Source organism: Streptomyces sp. LZ34 (genome assembly GCF_053890475.1).
The window spans coordinates 4,829,814-4,850,344 of sequence record NZ_CM132680.1; the positions used below are offsets into that span (position 1 = coordinate 4,829,814).

Consider the following 20,531-nt stretch of genomic DNA (forward strand, 5'->3'; position numbering starts at 1 on the left):
TGACACGTGCACACTGTGTGCCGACCGGGAGGAAGAACCATGCCGTCGAGCAACACCCCGACCCTGCGTCAGCAGCGGCTGGGCGCTGAACTGCGAAAACTGCGGGAGCGCGCAGGGCTGTCGACCACTGCGGCCGCCTCACTTCTCGGCGTCAATCAATCCCGCATCAGCAATATCGAGGCCGGACGGTACGCCGTGGGCGCCGATCGCGTCCGCGCCATGGCTCGCAACTACACCTGCGCCGATGGGCGACTTGTCGAGGCGTTGGCCGGCATGACCGGAGGTCGCACCCGTGGCTGGTGGGAGGAGTACCGGGACATTCTCGTCCCCGGCTTGCTCGACCTCGCCGAACTGGAGCATCACGCCACGGCGCTGCGCATTGCGTCAGTGGTCCACATGCCCGGCGTGCTGCAGACGACGCAGCACGCGCGCACCATCTTCAGCGAGGCCATTCCGCCCCTCGCTGGATACGAGGTGGAGCACCGGGTCTCGTTCCGCATCAAGCGGCAGGCGGTGCTTTACGGGGACCGGCCGACCCCGCTGACCGCGATCCTCCACGAGGCCGCCCTGCGCATGGGTTTCGGCGGGCCGGAGACGACCCGGGAGCAGCTTGCACACCTCGTCGAGATGAGCGAACACGAGCACATCACCATCCTGGTGATCCCTTTCGGGGGCGGCACTTTCCCCGGTTCCGGGCAGCCCATCGTCTATGCTCACGGCCCGGTATCGCAGCTCGATACCGTACAGCTGGACACGGACCACGGGTGCGAGTTCATCGACGCGGAAGCCAAGTTGGTGATGTACCGCTCCGTGCTGGAGCGGATGGAGAGCTGCGCCCTGGAGCCCGCGAAGTCGCGCGATCTGATCCATGGCATCGCGCAGGACATCTGAGAGGGAACGCATGCCCACACTCCGCTGGCAGAAGTCCTCGTACAGCTCCCAAGGAGCCAACTGCCTCTACGTCTCGTCGACCGACGACGCCACGATCCGGCTCCGCGAGAGCGACGCCCCCGACACCATCCTCACCACCACCCCCACCGCCCTGCGCGCCTTCATACGCGGCGCCAAAGCAGGCCGCCTCGACCACCTCGGCAAGGCATAGGCCCATCACGCCGCCGCCGGGATGCCGAGCTCGGCGAGCAGGCCACGGATGCGCTGCTCGATCCCGTCCCGGATCGGGCGGACGGCTTCGACGCCCTGACCGGCGGGGTCGTCGAGCGTCCAGTCCAGGTACCGCTTGCCGGGGAAGTACGGGCAGGCGTCCCCGCAGCCCATCGTGATCACCACGTCGGAGGACCGCACCGCCTCCACCGTGAGGACCTTCGGCGTCTCGGCGGAGATGTCGATACCGACCTCCCGCATGGCCTCCACCACGGCCGGATTCACCGCGTCGGCGGGAGCGGAACCGGCCGAGCGGACCTCGACGCGGCCTGCGGCGAGGTGGGTGAGGAAGGCGGCGGCCATCTGGGACCGGCCGGCGTTGTGCACGCAGACGAACAGCACGGAGGGAACAGCGGGAGTGCTCATCAGCTCAGGGTGCTCTCTTCAGCGGGGCGGGAAACGGCGACGGCCTCGGCGGTGGGGGCCTGGCGGCCGAAGTTGACGGCGACCAGGCCCAGACCGAGCACCGCCCCGGCCAGCTGCGCGGCGAGGAACGGCGCGACGGAGGTGGGGGCGATGCCGGCGAAGGTGTCGGTGAAGGCCCGGCCGATGGTCACCGCCGGGTTGGCGAAGCTGGTGGACGAGGTGAACCAGTACGCCGCCCCGATGTAAGCGGCGACCGCGACCGGCGCCAAGTGGGCCCGGCCGACGCGGGTCAGGCCGAAGACGAGCCAGACCAGCCCGGCGGTGGCCACCACCTCGGCCAGCCACAGGTGTCCGGCGAATCGGTCGTGGGTGGACCACTTCACCAGCGGCCGACCGAACATCGCGTCCGCGAGCACCGCGCCGCCAATGGCCCCGGCGGTCTGGGCGGCCACGTACGCGGCCAGCTCTCGCAGGCTCAGGCCTTCGCCGGTCCGGCGGCCGGTCCACCAGGCGGCGAGGGAGACCGCCGGGTTGAAGTGCGCCCCGGACACCGGCCCCAGCAACGCGATCAGCACACCCAGGCCGAAGACGGTGGCCAGGGAGTTGGCCAGCAGTTGCACGCCGACGTCCCGGGTCAGCTCGGTGGCCTGGATGCCGGAGCCGACCACCACCGCGACCAGCGCCGCCGTACCGACCGCCTCGGCACCCACCCGCCGCGGCAGCGGCACCGCGGCGCTCACGTCCCGGCCTCGGCGGGCGCGGCGCCGGCCTGGAGCAGGGCGGACAGCTGCGCCAGGGCCGCGGGGAGCACCCAGTAGTACACCCACGTCCCGCGCCGCTCCGAGCCGACCAGACCGGCCTCGCGCAGCACCTTCAGGTGGTGGGAGATCGTCGGCTGGGAGACATCGAACGGGCCGGTGAGGTCGCATACGCACGCCTCGCCGCCCTCGTACGAGGCGATCAGCGACAGCAGCCGCAGCCGGACCGGGTCCGACAGCGCCTTGAACATCCGCGCCAGTTCGGCCGCGGCCTCCTCGCCCAGCGGCTCGCGGACCATCGGCGCGCAGCACGCCGAGTCCTGGCCGAGCAGCGGCAGATCAGCTTGCTTTGACATCTCTCTATATTGACAGCCACCTAATCAGTCGGGCAACCTCGACTATATAGATATTCATCAAAGCAGTATCACCCCCGGAGGGGAGACCGTCATGTCCCGCGTCCAGCTCGCCCTGCGCGTCGCCGACCTGGAAGGCTCGATCACCTTCTACTCCAAGCTCTTCGGCACCGAGCCCGCCAAGCGCCGCGAGGGCTACGCCAACTTCGCCATCGCCGAGCCCCCGCTCAAGCTGGTCCTGATCGAGGGGGCGACCGGCGAGGAGACCCGCCTGGACCACCTGGGCGTCGAGGTCGCCGACACCGATCAGGTCACCGCCGCCACCGAGCGGCTGAAGGAGGCCGGCCTGGCCACCTTCGAGGAGAGCGAGACCTCCTGCTGCTACGCGCTGCAGGACAAGGTGTGGGTGACCGGCCCCGGCAAGGAGCCGTGGGAGGTCTATGTCGTCAAGGCCGACGCCGACTCCCTGGGCAAGAGCGCGGAAGGCGCCCCCGAGGCGTGCTGCGGCAAGGATTGACCGCCAGAAGTCGGGCGGCATAGCGATGAGTTTCGGGGGCGTGCCGGGTCTATACGCACAAGGATTGCCTGAAGGCCTCGGAACACCCCAGGAGATGTGATGAGCACCGTGGTGATGCACAACGTCGTTTCCGTGGACGGTTTCATCGCCGACGCGGACGATCAAGTCGGCCCTCTGTTCGACTGGTACTTCAACGGCGACGCCGAGCTCGTCGACGGTGGCACCATGAAGGTCTCGCGAGCCTCGGCCGCGTACGTCAGACCGATGTGGGCGAGCGTCGGGTCGATGGTGATCGGGCGTCACCTGTTCGACACGACCAACGGCTGGGAGGGGTCACCGCCGGCGGGCGAGCACGTGGTCGTGGTGTCGCACCGGCCCAAGCCCGACGGGTGGCACCCCGAGGCGTCGTACCACTTCGTCGACGATGTGGCACAGGCGGTCGCGAAGGCCAAGGAACTCGCGGGGGAGCGCACCGTCGCCGTGGCGGCGGGCGACGTCGGTGGGCAGGCGTTCGCCCTCGGCCTGGTGGACGAGGTGGCGATGGACGTCGTGCCCGTGGTCTTCGGCTCGGGCAAGCGGTACTTCGGGTCGGTCGACGCTCAGCATCTGCTCGAGGACCCGCACACGGTGATCCAGGGCGACCGGGTGCTGCACCTGCTCTATCGAGTGCGCCGCTAGCGAGCGACGACGTACGTCCACGGCTTCGGCAAGGCGGGAGCCTGTCCGGCTGGACGTGGGAGCCGGTCCGGGGTGCGGGCCCGGCTCCCACGTCACCGCGAGCGCGAAGCCGCAGCCAGAGGCCTGTGCCCTCACCCCAGGAACGCCGCGATGGTCGCGACGAACCGGTCGGCGTCGTCGAGCCAGGGGTAGTGACCCGCCCCGGGCTGCACGACGAGCGCGGCGTCGGGGAACAGCTCCGCGAACTCGGCCGCCGACTTCGGCGGGCTGTTCAGGTCGAACTCGCCGGTGAGCAGCAGGACGGGGGCCTCGAAGGTGGCGAGCGCCACGCGAGTGGACGCCGGGTCGAAGGCCCCCTCGGCCGCGAAGTGGGCGACGGCCTCCCGGTTGCTCGGCTGACTGGCCGCGTGGTGCCGCTGCGCCCCGGCATCCCACCGGCCCCAGAAGAAGGGGGCGATGGCCTCCCAGTCGCTGCCCGTGCCCCCGGTGATCGCCTCCAAGGCGGCGAACGCCGCTGGGAACCACGGCTCGTCCTTCCGGAGCCGCGCGAGCTCACGCCGCGTCTCCCCCGTGATCTCTATACCGACGGCTCGGGCACTGGGGCCGATCAGGGTGAGTTTGCCGACGTTGCCCGGGTATCGGGCCGTGTATTGCGTCGCGAGGTTCACGCCCCCGGAGTGAGCAAGCAGATCCATCCCGGCGAGTTTGAGGTGGGCGCGCAGCGCCTCGACATCGTCGACCAGGCGGTCGCAGCGGTAGGAGGAGGGGTCTTCGGGGTTCGCGGACCGGCCGGTGCCGCGAAGGTCCAGAAGGATCAGCCGGCGGTGCGCGGACAGACCGCCGAGGTCGCCGAGGTAGTCGGAGTCCGCGGGGCCCCCGGGGATGCAGATGACCGGGTCACCGTCACCGTATCCGTGTACGCGGTAGGCGAGCCGGGTTCCGTCGGGTGCGGAGAAGAAGGGCATGACACGCACCCTGCCACGTCATAACCTGGTTATACAACCCGGTTATGGCGATGCCGCGGTCGGGTGTATAACCGGGTTGTGGCAGGCGAAGAGAGCACGGAGCGGGCCCCCGAGGCGCTGACCGAGGAACAGGCCGAGCGGATGCTCGCCGGCATGAACGAGGTCATCCGCGCCGGCGAGGAGATGCGCAGGCTGCGCGCCGAAATGATCCAAGTGCTGGTCGGCTTCGGCTGGACCCAGGACAGAATCGCCCAGCTCACCGACATGAGCCAGCCCGCCGTGTCCAAGCAGGTGGCGAAGTACAAGGCGAGTGACCCGCTCCCGTCCCCGGTGAGGCTCGCCCTTGACCAGCGCGACATCCCATGGCTCGAAGGACGCCTGTGGGGCCTCGCCGAGGAAATCTCCGAGACCTTCGACGAGACCTTCGACGACACCGCCCGCTGCACCCGCTACGTCAGCGCCATCGCCCGGGGCAGGAAACGCTTCACGCCCCAGAACGTCGACGAGCTGCGGCGCCTCGTCGAAGAAGACCTGAGACTGCGCCAAGCGGAGTTGCCCCGCGGCTACCGGGCCGCGTACGACCAGATCAGTCGCGGTCTCGACCTCCCCTCGGGGGACACCCCCACCGCGTCGGCCTCCGTGCGGCGCGCCCTCGCCCGTCAGATCCAGCGTGACCGGCTCCGGGGCGATACCTCCCCGGCATGAGCCACCGCCGGGGGGGGGGACCGGCCGCTCGTACTGCCGGAATCCCGCGTCGAACGCCGCATCTACCTGGGGGAGGGCACGTACGGCTGAAACCAGATCAGGGGGGCCACTGCCTGGCCCATGCGCCGATGTGACTTTGCCTTCTCTTTACAACCCGCCCCGCCGCTCCCTCGTCTCTCCGCTCGATCCGTAACTCAGCCCGCCGAGTACCGGTCGGGCGGACCGACGAGAGAGAGCGATTCCATGCGCCGAACTGTCCTCAGTGCCGTGGCACTCGCGTGCACCGCCGTGCTGGCGAGCACCGTGCCCGCGTTCGCCGACGAGACGACCCCGGCCCCGACCAAGTCCCCGGCCACCAGCGTTCCGTCCCCCCGTGAGGAACCGACCAAGGCCCCGGGCACCGCCACCCCCGAGCCGGCCCCGACCAAGTCCCCGGCCACCGCCGTCCCGACCCCCCGCGACGAATCGGCCCAGAAGCCGGCCGAACCCCAGGTCCGCGAGGTGCCGAGGGGCGCGCCGAACACCGGGGTGACGGAGGAGTCCTCGAGTTCCGGGGCCGACGCCGGGCTGATCGGCGGGGGCGCTGCCGCGGTGCTCGTCGCGGGTGGCGCGGCGGTGTTCGTCGTACGTCGCCGGCGGGCGACCGGGGCATGACCCCGGTCTCCAGGCGCGCGTTCGCCACCGCGGCGATGGCCTCGCTGCTCGTGGGCTGCGGTGGCGGCCACCAGACCCGGCAGACCCCTCGGGCCACGCAGGCCGCGCATGGACGCCCCGGGAGTACGCCACCGTCTTCCTCGACCCCCGTGAAGGCGGCGCGTGCCCTTGGGCGTTCGGTCCCGGTCAGGCTGCGGATCCCGGCCATCGGGGTGGACACCCCGGTCATGCGGCTGGGGTTGGCGCCGGACGGCACGGTGCAGGTGCCCCCGGTCACGGCACACGACCAGGCGGGCTGGTACCGGCACTCGCCGACACCGGGGCAGGTCGGCCCGTCGGTCATCCTCGGCCATGTCACGGTCGGCGCCTACGGGGACGGGGTCTTCCGTCACCTCGCGCGGCTGCACCGGGGCGACCGGATCGAGGCGCGCCTGGAGAACGGCAAGAAGGCGGTGTTCACCGTCAGCGCGGTACGGACCGTCGCCAAGGCGGACTTCCCGGCGGACGACGTCTACGGGAACGTGGACCGCCCGGAGCTGCGGCTGATCACGTGTGGCGGCCCCCGTACCGGCAACGAGTACCTCGACAACGTGATCGTCTTCGCCGCGCTGAGCTCCACCAGCCCCTGACCCACCCCCCACTGGATCCCGGGCCGACGGAACGTACGCCAACGGCCCGGGATCCCTCCCGACACGTGCCCTCACGGCCATGGAGAGTGTTGAAACGGTCCCGTGACAAGGCGGCATCCGAGCTGTTCGCCGCCCTCTACCCGCGCCTCGCCGGCTGGTGCCGCCGACTTGTCGACGACGACGAGACGGCCCACGAGATCGCCTCGGAGGCGTTCACCCGGCTCTGGGCCCGCTGGACCTCCGTAGAAGAACCCCGCGGCTTCCTCTACGTCACCGCGGCCAACCTCGTCCGGGACCACTGGCGCAAGCTGGAGCGCGAACGCAAAGCCCTGCGCCGCGTCACCGCCGAAGCCGCCACCCGCCCCCACGCCGAACAAGCCGACCCGTCGGTACGCCTGCTCGTCCAGTCCCTGCCCGAACGGCTGCGCGTCCCGATCCTGCTGCACTACTACGCTGACATGCCGGTCCGGGACGTGTCCGCACTGACCGGGCGCAAGGAAGGAACCGTCAAGGCCGACCTCCACACGGCCCGAGAACTGCTCCGCGCCCACTTGAGGAGAAGCCTTGACCACACGCCTTGACGACGGCCCGGAATTCGAACCCGACGACCCCCTCACGGTCATCCTGCGCCCCACCACCGACCATCTCAGCCCGCCCCCCGGCCAATACGAAGCGATCCGCCGCACCGCCACCCGCCGCCGGCTGCTCCGTACCGCCGGCGGAGTGGGCCTGGCCTGTGCGACCGCGGCCCTCATCGCGCTGCCGCTCCACCTCGCGGCGCGCGAGACACCCGCGCCCCCCACGGTCCCCCTCGCCCCGCCGACCAAGAGTGCTCGTACCACGTCCCCGACCTCGACGGCGACGCCCGAGCCCATCAGCCCCGAGCCCACCACGAGCCCCAGCATCACCGAAGCCCCCCGCCCCTCCAGCCCCACCAGGCAAAGTCCTCAGAAGGAAAACTCCCGCCCCCCGAGCAGCCCGGCCGCCCCCACCCGCGTACCGACGGCGACACCGACCTCGCCGCGGGACGAGCCGTCGAAGAGCCGGGCCGGCATCACCGCCGAACCCGAGAGGAATCCTCAGTGATCCAGATCTGTTGTCAGTGAGGTGCGGGACACTACCGACATGGACATCACGATCAGGCGGGCGCGGGGCGGGGAGCTGGACGGGATCGGCGAGCTCACCGCGCAGGCGTACCTCGGGGACGGGCTGCTGGAGTTCGGCGAGAGCGACGGGTACCTGGCCCAGCTGCGCGACGCCCGGCGCCGGGCCGAGCTGGCGGAGGTGCTGGTCGCGGCCGACGCGGAGAGTGATGAGGTGCTGGGCGCGGTGGCCTTCGCGATGTACGGCGGGGCTTACGCGGAGCTGGCGCGGCCGGGCGAGGGGGAGTTCCGGATGCTGGCCGTGCGGCCCGAGGCGCGGCGGCGCGGGGCGGCGGAGGCGCTGGTGCGGGCGTGTCTGGGCCGGGCGCGGGAGCTGGGCCTGGAGCGGATCGTGATTTCCAGTCAGGAGAAGATGGCCGCCGCGCACCGGCTGTACGTGCGGCTGGGGTTCGTACGGGCCCCGGAGCGGGACTGGGAGCCGATACCGGGGATCTCGCTGTGGGCGTTCACCGTGGAGCTGGGCGCGCCGACCGCATAGTGTCGGCGCGCCGTATTCAGGGCTGGGCCACGGTCGGCTCAGCCGGTGTTGTCGGCGTGAGTAAGGGTCTCCCAGGCCACGAAGAGGCTGTTGGTGCCGGCGGGGCGCTGTTGTTCGGTGAGCTTCTGGGTGTTGTCCATGGGGTAGCCGAGGCGGTTGTGCAGGGCGTTGAACCCGACCTCGGTGACCGGCCCCAGGTGGTCGTTGACCGTGCCGCCGCACAGCCAGGAGGGCACGGCCGTGCCGAGCTCGTACTTGGCCTGGAACCCCAGCGCCTGGCGGAGGCGTTCGCCGACCTTGGGGTAAAGGTCTTCGCCCTGGATGCGGGAAGTCTCCGCGACGTGTGAGATCGCGGAGATGCCGTAGCCGGTGTGGGTGAAGTCCCGGCAGGTCTCCTGGGTCAGCCCGGTCACGAACGTGGACTGGCCCTGCCAGTACTTGACGATCTTGTCCTTGGTGTCCAGGCCGCTGCCCGGCACCGTCTTGGGCAGGGCCCCGTCGGACTCGAGGTAGACGTACGCCTGCGTCCGGTTCAGATAGCGGGCGACCGCCTTGTCGTAGCTGGTCCGGTCGTCGAGGAAGACGGAGATGCCGACAGCGGCCTCCATCATGCTCAGCTCCCAGTTGCCGTTGCTGTTGGAGCCGTTGATCAGCTTCGGCAGATAGACGTTGCGCAGCATCGTCGCGAAGCGGTTGACGTTCGGCCAGCCGGTGTAGGTGTAGCGGATGATCTCCGCCGCGCGCGGCCACACCGATCCGGCCCAGCCGGTCTGGAGGGGCGCGTTGCTGTTGGTGTGGTCGGTGATCGTGCTCGACCAGGCGTCCATGATCTGGATCGCCTTCTTCGCGTAGCGGTCGTCGCGGGTGACGTACCAGGCCAGGGCGTGGGTGTACGCGGCGATGGCGTCCTGCCGCTCATCGGTGCATCCGTTGTTGGGGTTGGAGTACGGGCCGCACTCCACCACCGCCCGCGGCTTCGGCGTGTACGACAGCGATCCGTACTTGCTCGCCATCATCGCGTCGTACGCGCCCTTCCACGGCGCCGCGCCGGCCTGCACCTTGCCCCGGATGAAGTCGAGTTGGGAGCTGCCGACCAGCACTCCGGGGTGGGTGAACGCGGCGGGTGCGGCGGTCGCGTTCCCGGAACGTGGCCCGGGGTCCGGCTTCGCGGCCTGAGCCTGGGCCGGGCCGACGAGGGCCCCGGCCAGGCAGGCGGCGGACAGGGCGGCGGCGGTGAGCGCGGGGATCTTTCGCCTGCGGGGACTTCGGGGGTGGGTCGATCGCTCAGGAGTCTCGGACATGAGGGTTCTCCCTTCGGCGGCAGATGCCAGGGCATCTGTTCGTGAACCCGAATCCCAGTCATATATGTGATGAGTGGGGGGTGCAGGAGAAACTAGGTATGGACCAAGCCGCCGTCAAGAGATCCAGCCGCCTGAGTTTGCGGTGAGTTTGGGACGGTGACACGCCGACGCCACGGCGTGTCGATGTCTCGAACCCACCGCGAAGACAGGCCGTATGGGGACTATCCGAGCCAGCCGCGCTCGCGGAGGGCGGCGGTGAAGACGGCGTACGAGGCGTCCAGCGCGGCGCGTTCGGTTTCGTCCGGCTCGATGTCCCGGCCCGTACGGACCATCGCGGCGGCGCTCGCCGCGAGGTCGGGGTGGAGGGTGCCGGAGGCGGCGAGGAGGGCCGCGCCGAAGGCGGTTTCGGCGTGGTCGGCGACGCGCAGTGGCATGCCGAGGGCGGTGGCGCGGATGCGGGTCCACAGCGGGCTGCGGCTGCCGCCGCCCGCCGCCCACAGCGGCCCTTCGACGGGTACGCCCAACTCCCGTACACGCTCGATGGCGAGGCGTTCCAGGAAGGCGACGCCCTCCAGCTCGGCGCGGTGGCGGTCGGCCTCGTCGGCCGGGGTGCCGAGGAGGAAGCCGCGGGCCTCGCCGCTGACGAAGGGGAAGCGCTCGCCCTCGCGGCGCAGGGGGTAGGCGACCACGGAGGCGGGGCCGCGGGCGGCCGCGGCGCGGTCGAGGGCGGGGAGTTGGTGGGTGGGGACGTGTGCGAGGGCTTCGCCGCCGGTGTTGGAGGCGCCGCCCGGCAGCCACCAGCCGTCGGGGTGGCGGTGGCTGTAGAGCGCGCCGGTCGGGTCGGTGACCAGCTCGCGGGTGACCCCCTTGAGGACGTACGTGGTGCCGAGGACGCCCACGAACTGGCCCGGCCGGACGGCCCCGGTGGCGATCTGCCCGGTGCAGCCGTCCGTCATCGCGAGGCGGACCGAGCAGCCGACCGGCAGCCCGGTCTCGTGTGCGGCGGCCGCGCACACCGTGCCGACCTCGGTGGCGGGCGCCTGTACGGGCGGGAGCCACCGGGGCGGTACGCCCAGGGCGTCGAAGACCTCGGTGGGCCATTCACCAACGCGGGGGTCGTAGCCGCTCTTGAGCGCGTGGCTCCAGTCGGTGGCGACCGGGCCTCCGGTGAGCCGCCGGCCGATGAGGTCGGGGGTGTGGAGGAGGTGGCGGGGGCGGTCACCGGCAAGGGTGTCGGCCTCCGCCAGCCACGCGATGCGGCCCAGGGCCGCCGTCGGGCCGACCGAGAGGCCGAGGGCCTGCCAGCGCCGGGCGCCGATGTGCTGGGCGCGGGCGTTGAGTTCGGCCGCGCGGCGGTCGTCGTACATCAGGGCCGGGCCGAGCGGTTCACCCGCGCCGTCGGCCAGGACGACCGTGCCGGAGGTCGCCGACGTGGCGACGGCCACCACTTCCCGGCCGCCCGCCGGGAGCGCCGCGGTCGCCTGCCGTAGCGCGGCCGCGACGGCGGGCCACCAGGCGCGCGCGTCCTGCTCGCTGTGCCCGCCCGCGCTCCGCCGTGGCGGGGGCAGCGGCTCGCGCGCCTCCGCGCGGATCCGGCCGTGCGCGTCGACGCACACCACGCGGACCGCCGCCGTGGCGATGTCGATGCCCGCCACGACCTCCGGGGAGGACGGCGTTGTGCTCATAGCGGTCGGCTCCTTCGATGCGCGGCACAACGGTGGGCCCTGGGGCTCCCCGGCGCGCCCAAGGCCCACCAGCCCCATGTGCGAAGTGAAGTTAACACGCGAGGCGTTAAGAGCGCGCCCCCGCCGCCCCCGCCACCTTCGCCGGCCTCACATCCGTACGCTCCCGCAGCTCCGCCAGCAGCGCCACGTCGACCGCGTCGTCGACCACCAGGTGGTCGAACTCGTCGACCGGGCAGAGCCGGTGCAGGGCCGTGCGCCGGGTCTTCGACGCGTCCATAAGGAGCACCTTGCGGCTGCCGGCCGCGAGCATCGCGCGCTTCACCAGCACCACGTCCTGCTCCTGGTGGTAGGTGGTGTGCGCGTCCACCGCCGAGGTGGAGACCAACACCATGTCCACCGACAGCGCCTCGATGGCCGCCACACAGGGCACGCCGAGGAAGGAGTCATGGGTGTGCGAGTACTCCCCGCCCAGGCCGATCAGCCGGGTCTGCGGCACCCCGGCGAAGACCTCCTCCACGCGCCGGGCGTTGGTCACCACGGTCAGCGGGGCCGCGTCGACCAGGAGCCGGGCCAGGGCGAGGGCGGTCGTGGAGTCGTCCAGCATGATCGACATGCCGGGCTCGACCAGCTCCGCGGCGGCCGCGGCCACCGCCTCCTTCTGGGCCCGGTTCACCCCCATCCGGTAGTCCAGGCTGGACTCGAAGACCGACGACGGCAGCGCCGAGACCCCGCCCCGGAACTTGCGCACCACGCCGAGCCTGGCCAGCTCGTCCAGATCCCGGTGCACGGTCATGAGGCTGACGCCGGTCAGCTCGGCGAGCTCGGCCGCGGTGGCGGTGGAGTGCTCGAGCACGTACTCGGTGATGGTCTGTCTGCGTGCGGCCTGGGTGCGGGGCGGGACGTCGGACGCGCCGGTCGTGGTCATGTGGCGGATTCTCCCCCACAGTCCGTGGACGTGGCCCCTGTGTGCGCGGCCTCCGTGTGCGCGGCCCCCGCGCCCGCGTTCCCTCCGGGCGCGGTCCCCGCGGGCGCCTCCCCCGTCGGCACGTTCAGCGACCGCAGCGCCGTCCGCTCCCCCGCCACCTCGATCTCGCTCACCGCCGCGTTGTCCAGCCGTGGGAACACCTGCCGGTAGCGGCCGACGGGGATGCCCAGCAGCGCGCACAGCGCCATGCGCAGCAGGGAGTTGTGCGCCACGACGAGCACCGTGCGGCCCGGGTGCGCGGCGGCCAGGCCGCGCAGCGCGGCCGCGGCGCGGGCCGCCGCGGCGGCGGGCGGCTCCGCTCCGGGGAACGCGCCCGCTACCGCGTCCGCCCGGAAGGCCCGTACGGCCGCCGGGTCCTCCGCCTCCATTTCGGCGATGGTGCGGCCCTCGCCCCAGCCGAAGTCGACCTCGCGCAGGTCCTGGACGACCTCGGGGGCGAGCCCGAGCGCGTCGGCGGCCGGGCGCGCGGTCAGCCGGGCCCGGCTGAGCGGGGAGCAGGCGACCGCGTTGACATCACGCCCGCTCACCCAATGGGCGAGCGCTTCCGCCTGCCGGAATCCCCGTTCGGTCAGGGCCACGTCCGAGATCCCGGCGTACCGGTTCTCCGCGTGCCACACCGTCTCGCCGTGGCGAACGAGCAGTAGACGAGCCGTCACAGGACGCTTCCTCTCCTCGGCGCGCACCCGCATGACGACGCGCGGCCCATTGCTTTGTCACGTCAACGATGTTAAATCTAGCGTCGCCTCTGTGATGGAACGCCGAAGAAAGGCCACCCATGCGTGTCCTCGCCGCCGGAGACCACTTCGTACGTCCCGACCTCATCATCGCCGCGCTCCGCGGCGAGCCGGGGCTCGGCGACGTCGACGCCGTCGTCGCCGAGCTGACGCTGCCGTGGCCGCACGAGCCCTTCGGCCCGGTGGGCGGTCCGGAGAGCCGGGTGATCGAGGCCAGCGGCACCGAGGAGCAGCTGATCGAGGCGCTGGCGGGGGCCGAGGTGTGCGTGACGCAGATGGCGCCGTTCACCGCCGGGGTCTTCGCCGCCCGCCCCGAGCTGCGCATGGTCGCGGTCTCCCGGGGCGGCCCGGTCAATGTGGACCTGCCGGCCGCCACCCGCGCGGGCGTCGCCGTCAGCTTCGCGCCCGGCCGTAACGCCACCGCCGCCGCCGAGTTCGCGATCGGCATGATGCTGGCCGCGATGCGCCGCATCCCGACCGCGGACGCCGAGCTGCGCGCCGGCCGCTGGCGCGGGGACTTCTACGCGTACGAGGAGGGCGGCAGCGAGCTGGACGGTGCCACCGTCGGCCTGGTGGGCTACGGGGCCATCGGCCGGATCGTCGCCCGCGTGCTGCGCGCGTTCGGCGCCCAGGTGCTGATCGCCGACCCGTACACCGACCCCGAGACCGCCCGCGCGGACGGTGTGGTCCCGGTCGAACTGGACGAACTCCTCGCCCGCAGCTCCGTGGTGAGCCTGCACGCCCGGCTCACCCCCGAGACCAAGGGGCTCATCGACGCCGACCGGATCGCCCGGATGCGGCCCGGAGCGGTCCTGGTGAACACCGCGCGCGGCGGTCTGCTGGACTACGCGCCGCTGCCGGAGGCGCTGCGCTCCGGCCGCCTGGGGGCCCTCGCCCTCGATGTGTACGACCTCGAACCGCCGCCCGCCGACTGGCCGCTGCACTCCGCGCCCAATGTCGTCACCACCCCGCACCTCGCCGGCGCCACCCGGCAGACCGCCCACCGCGCGGCCGCCATCACCGCCGCCGAGGTCGGCCGCTACGCGCGCGGCGAGAAGCTCGCGCACCCGGCGAACCAGCCGACGAACCAGCCCACGGACTAGCCCGGCCAACAGCCCAGCCACCAGCCACCCCGCAGTCGACGCCCCCAAGGAGGGCCGTACGCATGAGCACCGTCCTCGGAGTCGATGTCGGCACCTCCGTCACCAAGGCCGTCGCCTTCGGCCGGGACGGCAGGTCCCTGGCCGCCGCGAGCCGCCCCAGCCGGCTCGACCGCCTGCCCGGCGGGCGGGTTGAGCAGGACCTGGAGGACGTGCTGCGCACGGTCGCCGAGGTGGTCCGCGAGGTGACGGCCACCCTGGCCGCGACAGGCCGGGCGGCCCCGGTCGCGCTCGCGCTCACCGGGCAGGGCGACGGGCTGTGGCTGCGCGACGCGGCGGGCCGGGCCGTGCGCCCGCCGATCTCGTGGATGGACGGGCGGGCGAACGACACCGTGGCCCGCTGGGGCGAGGACGGCACCATCCGCGAGCTCTACCGGCTCACCGGCTCCGGGGTGTTCCCCGGCTGCCACGCGCCGCTGCTGCGCTGGCTGGCCGACCACGAGCCGGAGGCGCTGGCGCGCGCGGAGGTCGCGGGCTACTGCGTGGACGCTGTGGCGCAGCGGCTCACCGGCGTCATCGGTGTGGACGCCTCGGACGCGTCCATGCCCTTTCTGGACGTGACCACGCGTGAGTATGTCCCCAAGGCCCTGGAAGCGTGTGGAATCGCCGAATACGCCCGGCTGTTGCCGCCGCCCGCCGCGCCCGACACCGTACGGCGGCTGGACGAGGCGGGCGCGAAGCTGCTCGGGCTGCCGGCCGGACTGCCCGTCACGGCGGGCCCGTACGACCTTCCGGCGTGCGCGATCGGCAGCGGGGTCGAGGAGGTGGGCGACGGCCTGCTGATCGTCGGCACCACGCTGGCCAGCCAGGTCCTCACGGACAGCGCGCGGATCGACCCGGCCGCCGACCCGGCGGGCATGTGGCTGTGCGTGCCCGACCGGGACCGCTGGCTGCGCGGCATGCCCGCCATGGTGGGCACGGCGGCCCTGGAGTGGGTCCTGGAGTTCACCGGGGCCACCACCGCGGATCTGGACGCACTCCTCGCCGACAGCCCGCCGGGGGCGCGCGGGGTGACCGCGCTGCCCTTCCTGTCCGACGCGGGCGAGCGCGCCCCGTTCGTGGAGCCAGCCGCGCGGGGCCGGTTGGACGGGCTGACGCTCGCGACGACACGCGCGGACGCCGTACGGGCCGCCTGCGAGGCCGTGGCGTATGCCGCCCGCCACTGCCTGGAGGCCGCGGGGCTGACGGCGAGCCTCGCGGCGTGCGGGGGCGGCACCCGGTCCGCCGCCTGGACCCAGCTGTTCGCGGACGTCCTCGGGCGGCCGGTGCGCATCCCCGACGAGCCCGAAGTGGGGGCGCGCGGCGCGGTCGCGGTCGCCTGGCGGGCGCTCGGCGACCCGGTGGACGCGACACAATGGCGAGCCGATTCGCGTACTGTCGTACCGGACGCGGACCGCGCCGAGGCATACGAGCGCGGCTACGAGGACTACCGGGCCAGGCTGGCCCGTACCCTCGCGGAGTGGCGGGCAACGGCGCCCGCTTAACGGCGGCCAGGCACCGCGCCAGGCCCGAAGCGGGCCCATGGCCCGAGGCGGGCCCATCCCGGGACCGCGCCAAGCCTGTGCCAGGCTCACGCCTGACCGCCCGTGCCGGACCCCTGCCAGGGCCGTACCGGACCCGTACGGGACCCGTGCCAGGCCTGGCTCAGGGCCGCGCCAAGTCCGGCACTGAATAGCACATTCGTACGAAACACTCCACCTCGCGACACAACATGTGGGGGTGCGTGCGCTCGCCACCACAAGATGTATGCTCATGCTCGCTGTCGCCGCAGGGGAATCCGGTGGGAATCCGGAACTGTCCCGCAACGGTGTACGCGTGCGCTTTTGCGTACCCGCAAGTCCGAGGACCTGCCGCCGACAGCCGTCTCATACGTCCGGGCCCCGCGGGTTGGGCCGGTGGACGCTGCGTGGTACGCCGACCCAACCCCTGGGGCCCGGCATGCCCGTACGCGCCCATCGCGCACCACCCGTGAGGCCCCAAGCCGAGCGAGGGAGAGCACTTCAGTGACCATCGCGCCAGCCGATCCGGTTTCAGAGGCAGCGGCTATTCAGGCAGCGGGCGACGCGCCCGGGACCGCCCTGCTGCGGACCCTGACGGAGCTCACCGTCGACCTGCCCGCCACCGACCCCGGCAAGGTCGCGGCCGCCGCCCTGCGCGGCCGCCATCCCGGCTCGGACGAGGCGGAGTTGCGCACCCTTGCGACCGAGGCGGCGGCCGGGCTGATCGCCGAGGAGCCGGAGTACTCGAAGCTCGCCGCGCGGCTGTTGACCCTCGCCATCGCCGAGGAGGCGGCCGGGCAGGGCGCGGTCTCGTTCTCGGCCTCGGTGGCCGTGGGACACCGCGAGGGCCTGATCGCGGACGGCACCGCCGAGTTCGTGACCGCCCACACCGCCCGCCTGGACGGGCTGGTCGAGCGGGCGCTGGTCGACGGCGCCGACGACCGCTTCGGCTACTTCGGGCTGCGTACGCTGCACAGCCGCTATCTGCTCCGCCACCCGATCACCCGCCAGGTGATCGAGACGCCGCAGCACTTCCTGCTGCGGGTGGCCTGCGGACTGGCCGAGGACCACTCGGAGCGGGCGCTGGACGACGTCGCCGAGCTCTACCGGCTCACCAGCACGCTGTCGTATCTGCCCAGCTCCCCCACCCTGTTCAACTCCGGCACCCGCCACCCGCAGATGTCGTCCTGCTATCTGCTGGACTCGCCGCTGGACGAGCTGGACTCGATCTACAACCGCTACCACCAGGTGGCGCGGCTCTCCAAGCACGCGGGCGGCATCGGGCTCTCGTACTCGCGCATCCGCGCCCGCGGTTCGCTGATCCGCGGCACCAACGGGCACTCCAACGGCATCGTGCCGTTCCTGCGCACGCTCGACGCCTCCGTCGCCGCCGTCAACCAGGGCGGCCGGCGCAAGGGCGCGGCCTGTGTGTACCTGGAGACCTGGCATGCGGACATCGAGGAGTTCCTGGAGCTTCGGGACAACACGGGCGAAGAGGCCCGCCGCACCCACAACCTCAACATCGCGCACTGGATCCCGGACGAGTTCATGCGCCGGGTCGAGGCCGACGCCGACTGGTCGCTGTTCTCGCCGGTCGACGCGCCCGCGCTGGTCGACCTGTGGGGCGAGGAGTTCGACGCCGCCTACAAGAAGGCCGAGGCGGCGGGGCTGGCCGTCAAGACCGTCCCGGCGCGCCAGCTGTACGCCCGGATGATGCGCACCCTCGCGCAGACCGGCAACGGCTGGATGACCTTCAAGGACGCCGCCAACCGCACCGCCAACCAGACCGCCGAGCCCGGCCGGGTCGTGCACTCCTCCAACCTGTGCACCGAGATCCTGGAGGTCACGGACGACGGCGAGACGGCCGTGTGCAACCTGGGGTCGGTCAACCTGGCCGCGCACCTGGGCAAAGACGTCGGCGACGGGGAGGAAGTAATGGACTGGGAGCGGCTGGACGCGACCGTCCGTACCGCCGTCACCTTCCTCGACCGTGTGGTGGACATCAACTTCTACCCCACCCAGGAGGCCGGGGCGTCCAACTCGCGCTGGCGGCCGGTGGGTCTGGGCCTGATGGGCCTCCAGGACGTCTTCTTCCGGCTGCGGCTGCCCTTCGACTCGCCCGAGGCGCAGAAGCTGTCCACCCAGATCTCCGAGCGCATCATGCTCGCGGCGTACGAGGCGTCCTGCGCGCTCGCCGAGCGCCACGGCCCGCACCCGGCCTGGTCCGCCACCCGCACCGCGCGCGGCGTGCTGCACCCGGACCACTACACGGACGCGGTGGCGACCTGGCCCGAGCGGTGGGCGGCGCTGCGCGAGCGGATGGCCGAGTCCGGCATGCGGAACTCCCTCCTGCTGGCCATCGCCCCGACCGCGACCATCGCCTCGATCGCGGGCGTGTACGAGTGCATCGAGCCGCAGGTCTCCAACCTCTTCAAGCGCGAGACGCTCAGCGGTGAGTTCCTCCAGGTCAACTCCTACCTGGTGAACGACCTCAAGAAGCTCGGCGTATGGGACGCCCAGAGCCGTGAGGCGCTGCGCGAGGCCAACGGCTCGATCCAGGACTTCTCCTGGGTGCCCGAGGACATGCGGCAGCTGTACCGGACCGCGTGGGAGGTCCCGCAGCGCGCCCTGATCGACATGGCCGCCGCCCGGACCCCGTACCTCGACCAGAGCCAGTCGCTGAACCTCTTCATGGCCTCGCCGACCATCGGCAAGCTCAGCTCGATGTACGCGTACGCCTGGAAGCGCGGCATCAAGACCACGTACTACCTGCGCTCGCGCCCGGCGACCCGGATCGCTCAGTCTGCCCGCGCGGCCGCCCCCGCCACCGTCCCCATCCCCGCGCAGCAGGCGCCCGCCGACCCCGAGGTCATCGCCTGCTCCCTGGAAAACCCCGAGTCCTGCGAGGCCTGCCAGTGACCACCGCCCCCGAACGCACCAAGAACCTCCTGGACCCGGGGTTCGAGCTCACCCTGCGGCCGATGCGGTACCCGGACTTCTACGACCGCTACCGCGACGCGATCAAGAACACCTGGACCGTGGAGGAGGTCGACCTCCACTCGGACGTCGCCGACCTCGCCAAGCTCTCCCCCGGCGAGCAGCACATGATCGGCCGCCTGGTCGCCTTCTTCGCGACCGGTGACTCGATCGTCTCGAACAACCTGGTGCTCACCCTCTACAAGCACATCAACTCGCCCGAGGCGCGGCTGTATCTGTCCCGGCAGCTCTTCGAGGAGGCCGTGCACGTCCAGTTCTATCTGACGCTGCTGGACACCTACCTCCCCGACCCGGACGACCGGGCCGCCGCGTTCGCCGCGGTGGAGAACATCCCGTCCATCAGGGAGAAGGCGGAATTCTGCTTCCGCTGGATGGACTCGGTCGAGAAGATCGACCGGCTGGAGACCAAGGAGGACCGCCGCCGCTTCCTCCTCAACCTGATCTGCTTCGCGGCGTGCATCGAGGGCCTGTTCTTCTACGGCGCCTTCGCCTACGTCTACTGGTTCCGCTCCCGCGGCCTGCTGCACGGCCTGGCGACGGGCACCAACTGGGTGTTCCGCGACGAGACCATGCACATGAACTTCGCGTTCCAGGTCGTGGACACGGTCCGCGACGAGGAGCCCGACCTCTTCGACGACGAACTCCAGAAGCAGGTCACCGACATGCTGGCGGAGGCCGTCGAGGCCGAGCTGCAGTTCGCCCGCGACCTGTGCGGGGACGGGCTGCCGGGCATGAACACCGAGTCGATGCGCCAGTACCTGGAGTGCGTCGCCGACCAGCGGCTCGCCCGCCTCGGCTTCACCCCGGTCTACGGCTCGGAGAACCCGTTCTCCTTCATGGAGCTGCAGAACGTCCAGGAGCTGACCAACTTCTTCGAGCGCCGCGCCTCCGCGTACCAGGTGGCGGTCGAGGGCTCGGTCTCCTTCGACGACGACTTCTGAGCCGGCCCCGGCACCTGCGGCGCGGCGCCCCCGGGACCTCCCGGGGGCGCCGCGCCGTATGCCGTGGGCTGTTTTGGGCTGTCAGTCGTCAGTCGTCAGTCGTTGGGCACCGTCTCGTAGCGCGGGGTGCCCTCCGCCATCTGCCGCAGCGCGTCCTTGCGGTCGCGCTTGGAGAGGCGGTCGATGTAGAGGCGGCCGTAGAGGTGATCGGTCTCGTGCTGAAGGCAGCGGGCGAAGTAGCCGGTGCCGCTGACCGCGATCGGCTTGCCCTCGGCGTCCTGGCCGCGCACCACCGCGTAGTCGGGGCGGGCCAGCGCGGCGTAGGCGGTGGGCACCGACAGACAGCCCTCATTGGAGTCGTCCAGCACCCGGCGGTCGGCCGGCAGCTCGTCCAGCACCGGGTTGCAGACCACGCCGACGTGGCGGACGCCGTCGTCGTCCGGGCAGTCGTAGACGAAGACCTTCAGGCCGACGCCGATCTGGTTGGCGGCCAGGCCCACGCCCTCGGCCGCCTTCTGGCTGGCGAACATGTCATCGATCAGCGCGGCGAGCTTGTCGTCGAACTCCGTGACGTCCTGGCACTCCTTGTGCAGCACCGGATTGCCGAGGACCGTGATCGGGCGGGCCGTGCCGCGCTCGCGGTATGCGCGCTCGCGCTCCTCACAGTCCTCCGTGTCCACGATGAACTCGTCGTTCACCTGCTGCTCAGTCCCTTGCTGCGCCATCGTCCGCCGCACGCCTTCCTCAAAACCAGACTCGTCGCCCTACAGGGTAAGGGCCAGCGCCGGGTGAGCGGGCATGT

The 20,531-nt window shown here is 71.7% G+C and carries 23 protein-coding genes and 1 riboswitch; of the genes, 14 read left to right on the forward strand and 9 right to left on the reverse strand.

From position 1 onward, the window contains the following. Positions 1-39 precede the first annotated feature (39 nt). Both ACWY4P_RS18915 and ACWY4P_RS18920 read left to right on the forward strand, forming a co-directional pair. Entirely contained in the window at positions 40-891 is an 852-nt protein-coding gene (locus ACWY4P_RS18915) for a helix-turn-helix domain-containing protein (RefSeq protein WP_456211722.1), read from the forward strand. A gap of 10 nt (positions 892-901) precedes the next feature. Next, entirely contained in the window at positions 902-1,102 is a 201-nt protein-coding gene (locus ACWY4P_RS18920; protein WP_456211723.1) for a DUF397 domain-containing protein, read from the forward strand. A 5-nt stretch (positions 1,103-1,107) separates the two neighbouring features. On the opposite strand, the gene ACWY4P_RS18925 is transcribed toward ACWY4P_RS18920, so the two are convergent. The 3 genes from ACWY4P_RS18925 to ACWY4P_RS18935 are packed head-to-tail and all read right to left on the reverse strand — an operon-like array spanning position 1,108 to position 2,641. Then, positions 1,108-1,527, reverse strand: a complete 420-nt coding sequence (locus ACWY4P_RS18925) for an arsenate reductase ArsC (RefSeq protein WP_456211724.1) — start codon at positions 1,525-1,527, stop codon at positions 1,108-1,110. Then, positions 1,527-2,267, reverse strand: a complete 741-nt coding sequence (locus ACWY4P_RS18930) for an aquaporin (protein WP_456211725.1) — start codon at positions 2,265-2,267, stop codon at positions 1,527-1,529. Before ACWY4P_RS18930 ends, ACWY4P_RS18925 begins: the two co-directional genes overlap by 1 nt. Beyond that, on the reverse strand, positions 2,264-2,641 hold the full coding sequence (locus ACWY4P_RS18935) for an ArsR/SmtB family transcription factor (protein WP_456211726.1): 378 nt from the start codon (positions 2,639-2,641) through the stop codon (positions 2,264-2,266). Before ACWY4P_RS18935 ends, ACWY4P_RS18930 begins: the two co-directional genes overlap by 4 nt. Before the next feature lie 91 nt (positions 2,642-2,732). On the opposite strand from ACWY4P_RS18935, the gene ACWY4P_RS18940 reads away from it, so the two are divergent. Then, positions 2,733-3,155, forward strand: a complete 423-nt coding sequence (locus ACWY4P_RS18940) for an ArsI/CadI family heavy metal resistance metalloenzyme (protein WP_456211727.1) — start codon at positions 2,733-2,735, stop codon at positions 3,153-3,155. Between the two features lie 99 nt (positions 3,156-3,254). Continuing rightward, positions 3,255-3,833, forward strand: a complete 579-nt coding sequence (locus tag ACWY4P_RS18945; protein WP_456211728.1) for a dihydrofolate reductase family protein — start codon at positions 3,255-3,257, stop codon at positions 3,831-3,833. Between the two features lie 131 nt (positions 3,834-3,964). Here ACWY4P_RS18945 and ACWY4P_RS18950 read toward each other — a convergent pair whose 3' ends face one another. Next, complete coding sequence (locus ACWY4P_RS18950) at positions 3,965-4,798, reverse strand: alpha/beta fold hydrolase (protein WP_456211729.1); 834 nt, start codon at positions 4,796-4,798, stop codon at positions 3,965-3,967. Positions 4,799-4,876: 78 nt separating this feature from the next. Between ACWY4P_RS18950 and ACWY4P_RS18955 the strand changes: the two genes are divergently transcribed. From ACWY4P_RS18955 to ACWY4P_RS18980, 6 genes are all read left to right on the forward strand, one after another. Then, a complete protein-coding gene (locus tag ACWY4P_RS18955; protein WP_456211730.1) occupies positions 4,877-5,503 on the forward strand; it encodes a sigma-70 family RNA polymerase sigma factor in 627 nt (208 codons plus the stop codon). Positions 5,504-5,746: 243 nt separating this feature from the next. Next, positions 5,747-6,157 (forward strand): sortase-dependent protein, encoded by a 411-nt coding sequence (locus tag ACWY4P_RS18960; protein ID WP_456211731.1) that lies wholly within the window; start codon positions 5,747-5,749, stop codon positions 6,155-6,157. Beyond that, positions 6,154-6,786 (forward strand): class F sortase, encoded by a 633-nt coding sequence (locus tag ACWY4P_RS18965; RefSeq protein WP_456211732.1) that lies wholly within the window; start codon positions 6,154-6,156, stop codon positions 6,784-6,786. Before ACWY4P_RS18960 ends, ACWY4P_RS18965 begins: the two co-directional genes overlap by 4 nt. An 89-nt stretch (positions 6,787-6,875) precedes the next feature. Continuing rightward, positions 6,876-7,367, forward strand: coding sequence for an RNA polymerase sigma factor (locus ACWY4P_RS18970; RefSeq protein WP_456211733.1), 492 nt, complete (start codon positions 6,876-6,878; stop codon positions 7,365-7,367). Next, on the forward strand, positions 7,351-7,872 hold the full coding sequence (locus tag ACWY4P_RS18975) for a hypothetical protein (protein WP_456211734.1): 522 nt from the start codon (positions 7,351-7,353) through the stop codon (positions 7,870-7,872). The genes ACWY4P_RS18970 and ACWY4P_RS18975 overlap by 17 nt, the downstream gene beginning before the upstream one ends. A gap of 39 nt (positions 7,873-7,911) precedes the next feature. Next, on the forward strand, positions 7,912-8,427 hold the full coding sequence (locus ACWY4P_RS18980; RefSeq protein WP_456211735.1) for a GNAT family N-acetyltransferase: 516 nt from the start codon (positions 7,912-7,914) through the stop codon (positions 8,425-8,427). A gap of 38 nt (positions 8,428-8,465) precedes the next feature. Here the strand turns inward: ACWY4P_RS18980 and ACWY4P_RS18985 are convergent, their stop codons facing one another. The 4 genes from ACWY4P_RS18985 to ACWY4P_RS19000 all read right to left on the reverse strand — a co-directional run bounded on the left by ACWY4P_RS18985 (position 8,466) and on the right by ACWY4P_RS19000 (position 13,054). Next, on the reverse strand, positions 8,466-9,728 hold the full coding sequence (locus ACWY4P_RS18985; protein ID WP_456211736.1) for an alginate lyase family protein: 1,263 nt from the start codon (positions 9,726-9,728) through the stop codon (positions 8,466-8,468). A gap of 221 nt (positions 9,729-9,949) precedes the next feature. Continuing rightward, the gene (locus tag ACWY4P_RS18990) at positions 9,950-11,413 is read right to left on the reverse strand and encodes an FGGY-family carbohydrate kinase (RefSeq protein WP_456211737.1); all 1,464 of its coding nucleotides are present in this window, start codon (positions 11,411-11,413) and stop codon (positions 9,950-9,952) included. Positions 11,414-11,519: 106 nt separating this feature from the next. Next, the gene (locus ACWY4P_RS18995) at positions 11,520-12,338 is read right to left on the reverse strand and encodes a DeoR/GlpR family DNA-binding transcription regulator (protein WP_456211738.1); all 819 of its coding nucleotides are present in this window, start codon (positions 12,336-12,338) and stop codon (positions 11,520-11,522) included. Next, on the reverse strand, positions 12,335-13,054 hold the full coding sequence (locus ACWY4P_RS19000) for a histidine phosphatase family protein (RefSeq protein ID WP_456211739.1): 720 nt from the start codon (positions 13,052-13,054) through the stop codon (positions 12,335-12,337). The genes ACWY4P_RS18995 and ACWY4P_RS19000 overlap by 4 nt, the downstream gene beginning before the upstream one ends. Positions 13,055-13,173: 119 nt before the next feature. Between ACWY4P_RS19000 and ACWY4P_RS19005 the strand changes: the two genes are divergently transcribed. From ACWY4P_RS19005 to ACWY4P_RS19020, 4 genes are all read left to right on the forward strand, one after another. Then, positions 13,174-14,235: a 2-hydroxyacid dehydrogenase gene (locus ACWY4P_RS19005; RefSeq protein WP_456211740.1), complete on the forward strand. Its 1,062-nt coding sequence runs from the start codon at positions 13,174-13,176 to the stop codon at positions 14,233-14,235. Between the two features lie 62 nt (positions 14,236-14,297). Further along, on the forward strand, positions 14,298-15,776 hold the full coding sequence (locus tag ACWY4P_RS19010) for an FGGY family carbohydrate kinase (protein WP_456211741.1): 1,479 nt from the start codon (positions 14,298-14,300) through the stop codon (positions 15,774-15,776). A 261-nt stretch (positions 15,777-16,037) separates the two neighbouring features. Continuing rightward, positions 16,038-16,161: riboswitch (cobalamin riboswitch) on the forward strand. Between the two features lie 134 nt (positions 16,162-16,295). Then, on the forward strand, positions 16,296-18,710 hold the full coding sequence (locus ACWY4P_RS19015) for a ribonucleoside-diphosphate reductase subunit alpha (RefSeq protein WP_456211742.1): 2,415 nt from the start codon (positions 16,296-16,298) through the stop codon (positions 18,708-18,710). A gap of 62 nt (positions 18,711-18,772) precedes the next feature. Then, positions 18,773-19,729 carry a ribonucleotide-diphosphate reductase subunit beta gene (locus ACWY4P_RS19020; protein ID WP_456212973.1) on the forward strand — a complete coding sequence of 319 codons (957 nt, stop codon included), beginning with the start codon at positions 18,773-18,775 and terminating at the stop codon, positions 19,727-19,729. A 95-nt stretch (positions 19,730-19,824) separates the two neighbouring features. Here the strand turns inward: ACWY4P_RS19020 and def are convergent, their stop codons facing one another. Next, positions 19,825-20,454 (reverse strand): peptide deformylase, encoded by a 630-nt coding sequence (def, locus tag ACWY4P_RS19025; RefSeq protein WP_456211743.1) that lies wholly within the window; start codon positions 20,452-20,454, stop codon positions 19,825-19,827. Positions 20,455-20,531: the final 77 nt, after the last annotated feature.

Excerpts from the sequence above, each read along its gene's own strand:
- ACWY4P_RS18995 (WP_456211738.1), bottom strand. The coding sequence starts at position 12,338 with ATGACCACGACCGGCGCGTCCGACGTCCCGCCCCGCACCCAGGCCGCA.
- ACWY4P_RS18980 (WP_456211735.1), top strand. The coding sequence starts at position 7,912 with ATGGACATCACGATCAGGCGGGCGCGGGGCGGGGAGCTGGACGGGATC.
- ACWY4P_RS19020 (WP_456212973.1), top strand. The coding sequence starts at position 18,773 with ATGCGGTACCCGGACTTCTACGACCGCTACCGCGACGCGATCAAGAAC.
- def (WP_456211743.1), bottom strand. The coding sequence starts at position 20,454 with ATGGCGCAGCAAGGGACTGAGCAGCAGGTGAACGACGAGTTCATCGTG.
- ACWY4P_RS18960 (WP_456211731.1), top strand. The coding sequence starts at position 5,747 with ATGCGCCGAACTGTCCTCAGTGCCGTGGCACTCGCGTGCACCGCCGTG.
- ACWY4P_RS18990 (WP_456211737.1), bottom strand. The coding sequence starts at position 11,413 with ATGAGCACAACGCCGTCCTCCCCGGAGGTCGTGGCGGGCATCGACATC.
- ACWY4P_RS18950 (WP_456211729.1), bottom strand. The coding sequence starts at position 4,798 with ATGCCCTTCTTCTCCGCACCCGACGGAACCCGGCTCGCCTACCGCGTA.
- ACWY4P_RS18985 (WP_456211736.1), bottom strand. The coding sequence starts at position 9,728 with ATGTCCGAGACTCCTGAGCGATCGACCCACCCCCGAAGTCCCCGCAGG.
- ACWY4P_RS18925 (WP_456211724.1), bottom strand. The coding sequence starts at position 1,527 with ATGAGCACTCCCGCTGTTCCCTCCGTGCTGTTCGTCTGCGTGCACAAC.
- ACWY4P_RS18935 (WP_456211726.1), bottom strand. The coding sequence starts at position 2,641 with ATGTCAAAGCAAGCTGATCTGCCGCTGCTCGGCCAGGACTCGGCGTGC.
- ACWY4P_RS19010 (WP_456211741.1), top strand. The coding sequence starts at position 14,298 with ATGAGCACCGTCCTCGGAGTCGATGTCGGCACCTCCGTCACCAAGGCC.
- ACWY4P_RS18915 (WP_456211722.1), top strand. The coding sequence starts at position 40 with ATGCCGTCGAGCAACACCCCGACCCTGCGTCAGCAGCGGCTGGGCGCT.
- ACWY4P_RS18945 (WP_456211728.1), top strand. The coding sequence starts at position 3,255 with ATGAGCACCGTGGTGATGCACAACGTCGTTTCCGTGGACGGTTTCATC.
- ACWY4P_RS18940 (WP_456211727.1), top strand. The coding sequence starts at position 2,733 with ATGTCCCGCGTCCAGCTCGCCCTGCGCGTCGCCGACCTGGAAGGCTCG.
- ACWY4P_RS18920 (WP_456211723.1), top strand. The coding sequence starts at position 902 with ATGCCCACACTCCGCTGGCAGAAGTCCTCGTACAGCTCCCAAGGAGCC.
- ACWY4P_RS19005 (WP_456211740.1), top strand. The coding sequence starts at position 13,174 with ATGCGTGTCCTCGCCGCCGGAGACCACTTCGTACGTCCCGACCTCATC.
- ACWY4P_RS18965 (WP_456211732.1), top strand. The coding sequence starts at position 6,154 with ATGACCCCGGTCTCCAGGCGCGCGTTCGCCACCGCGGCGATGGCCTCG.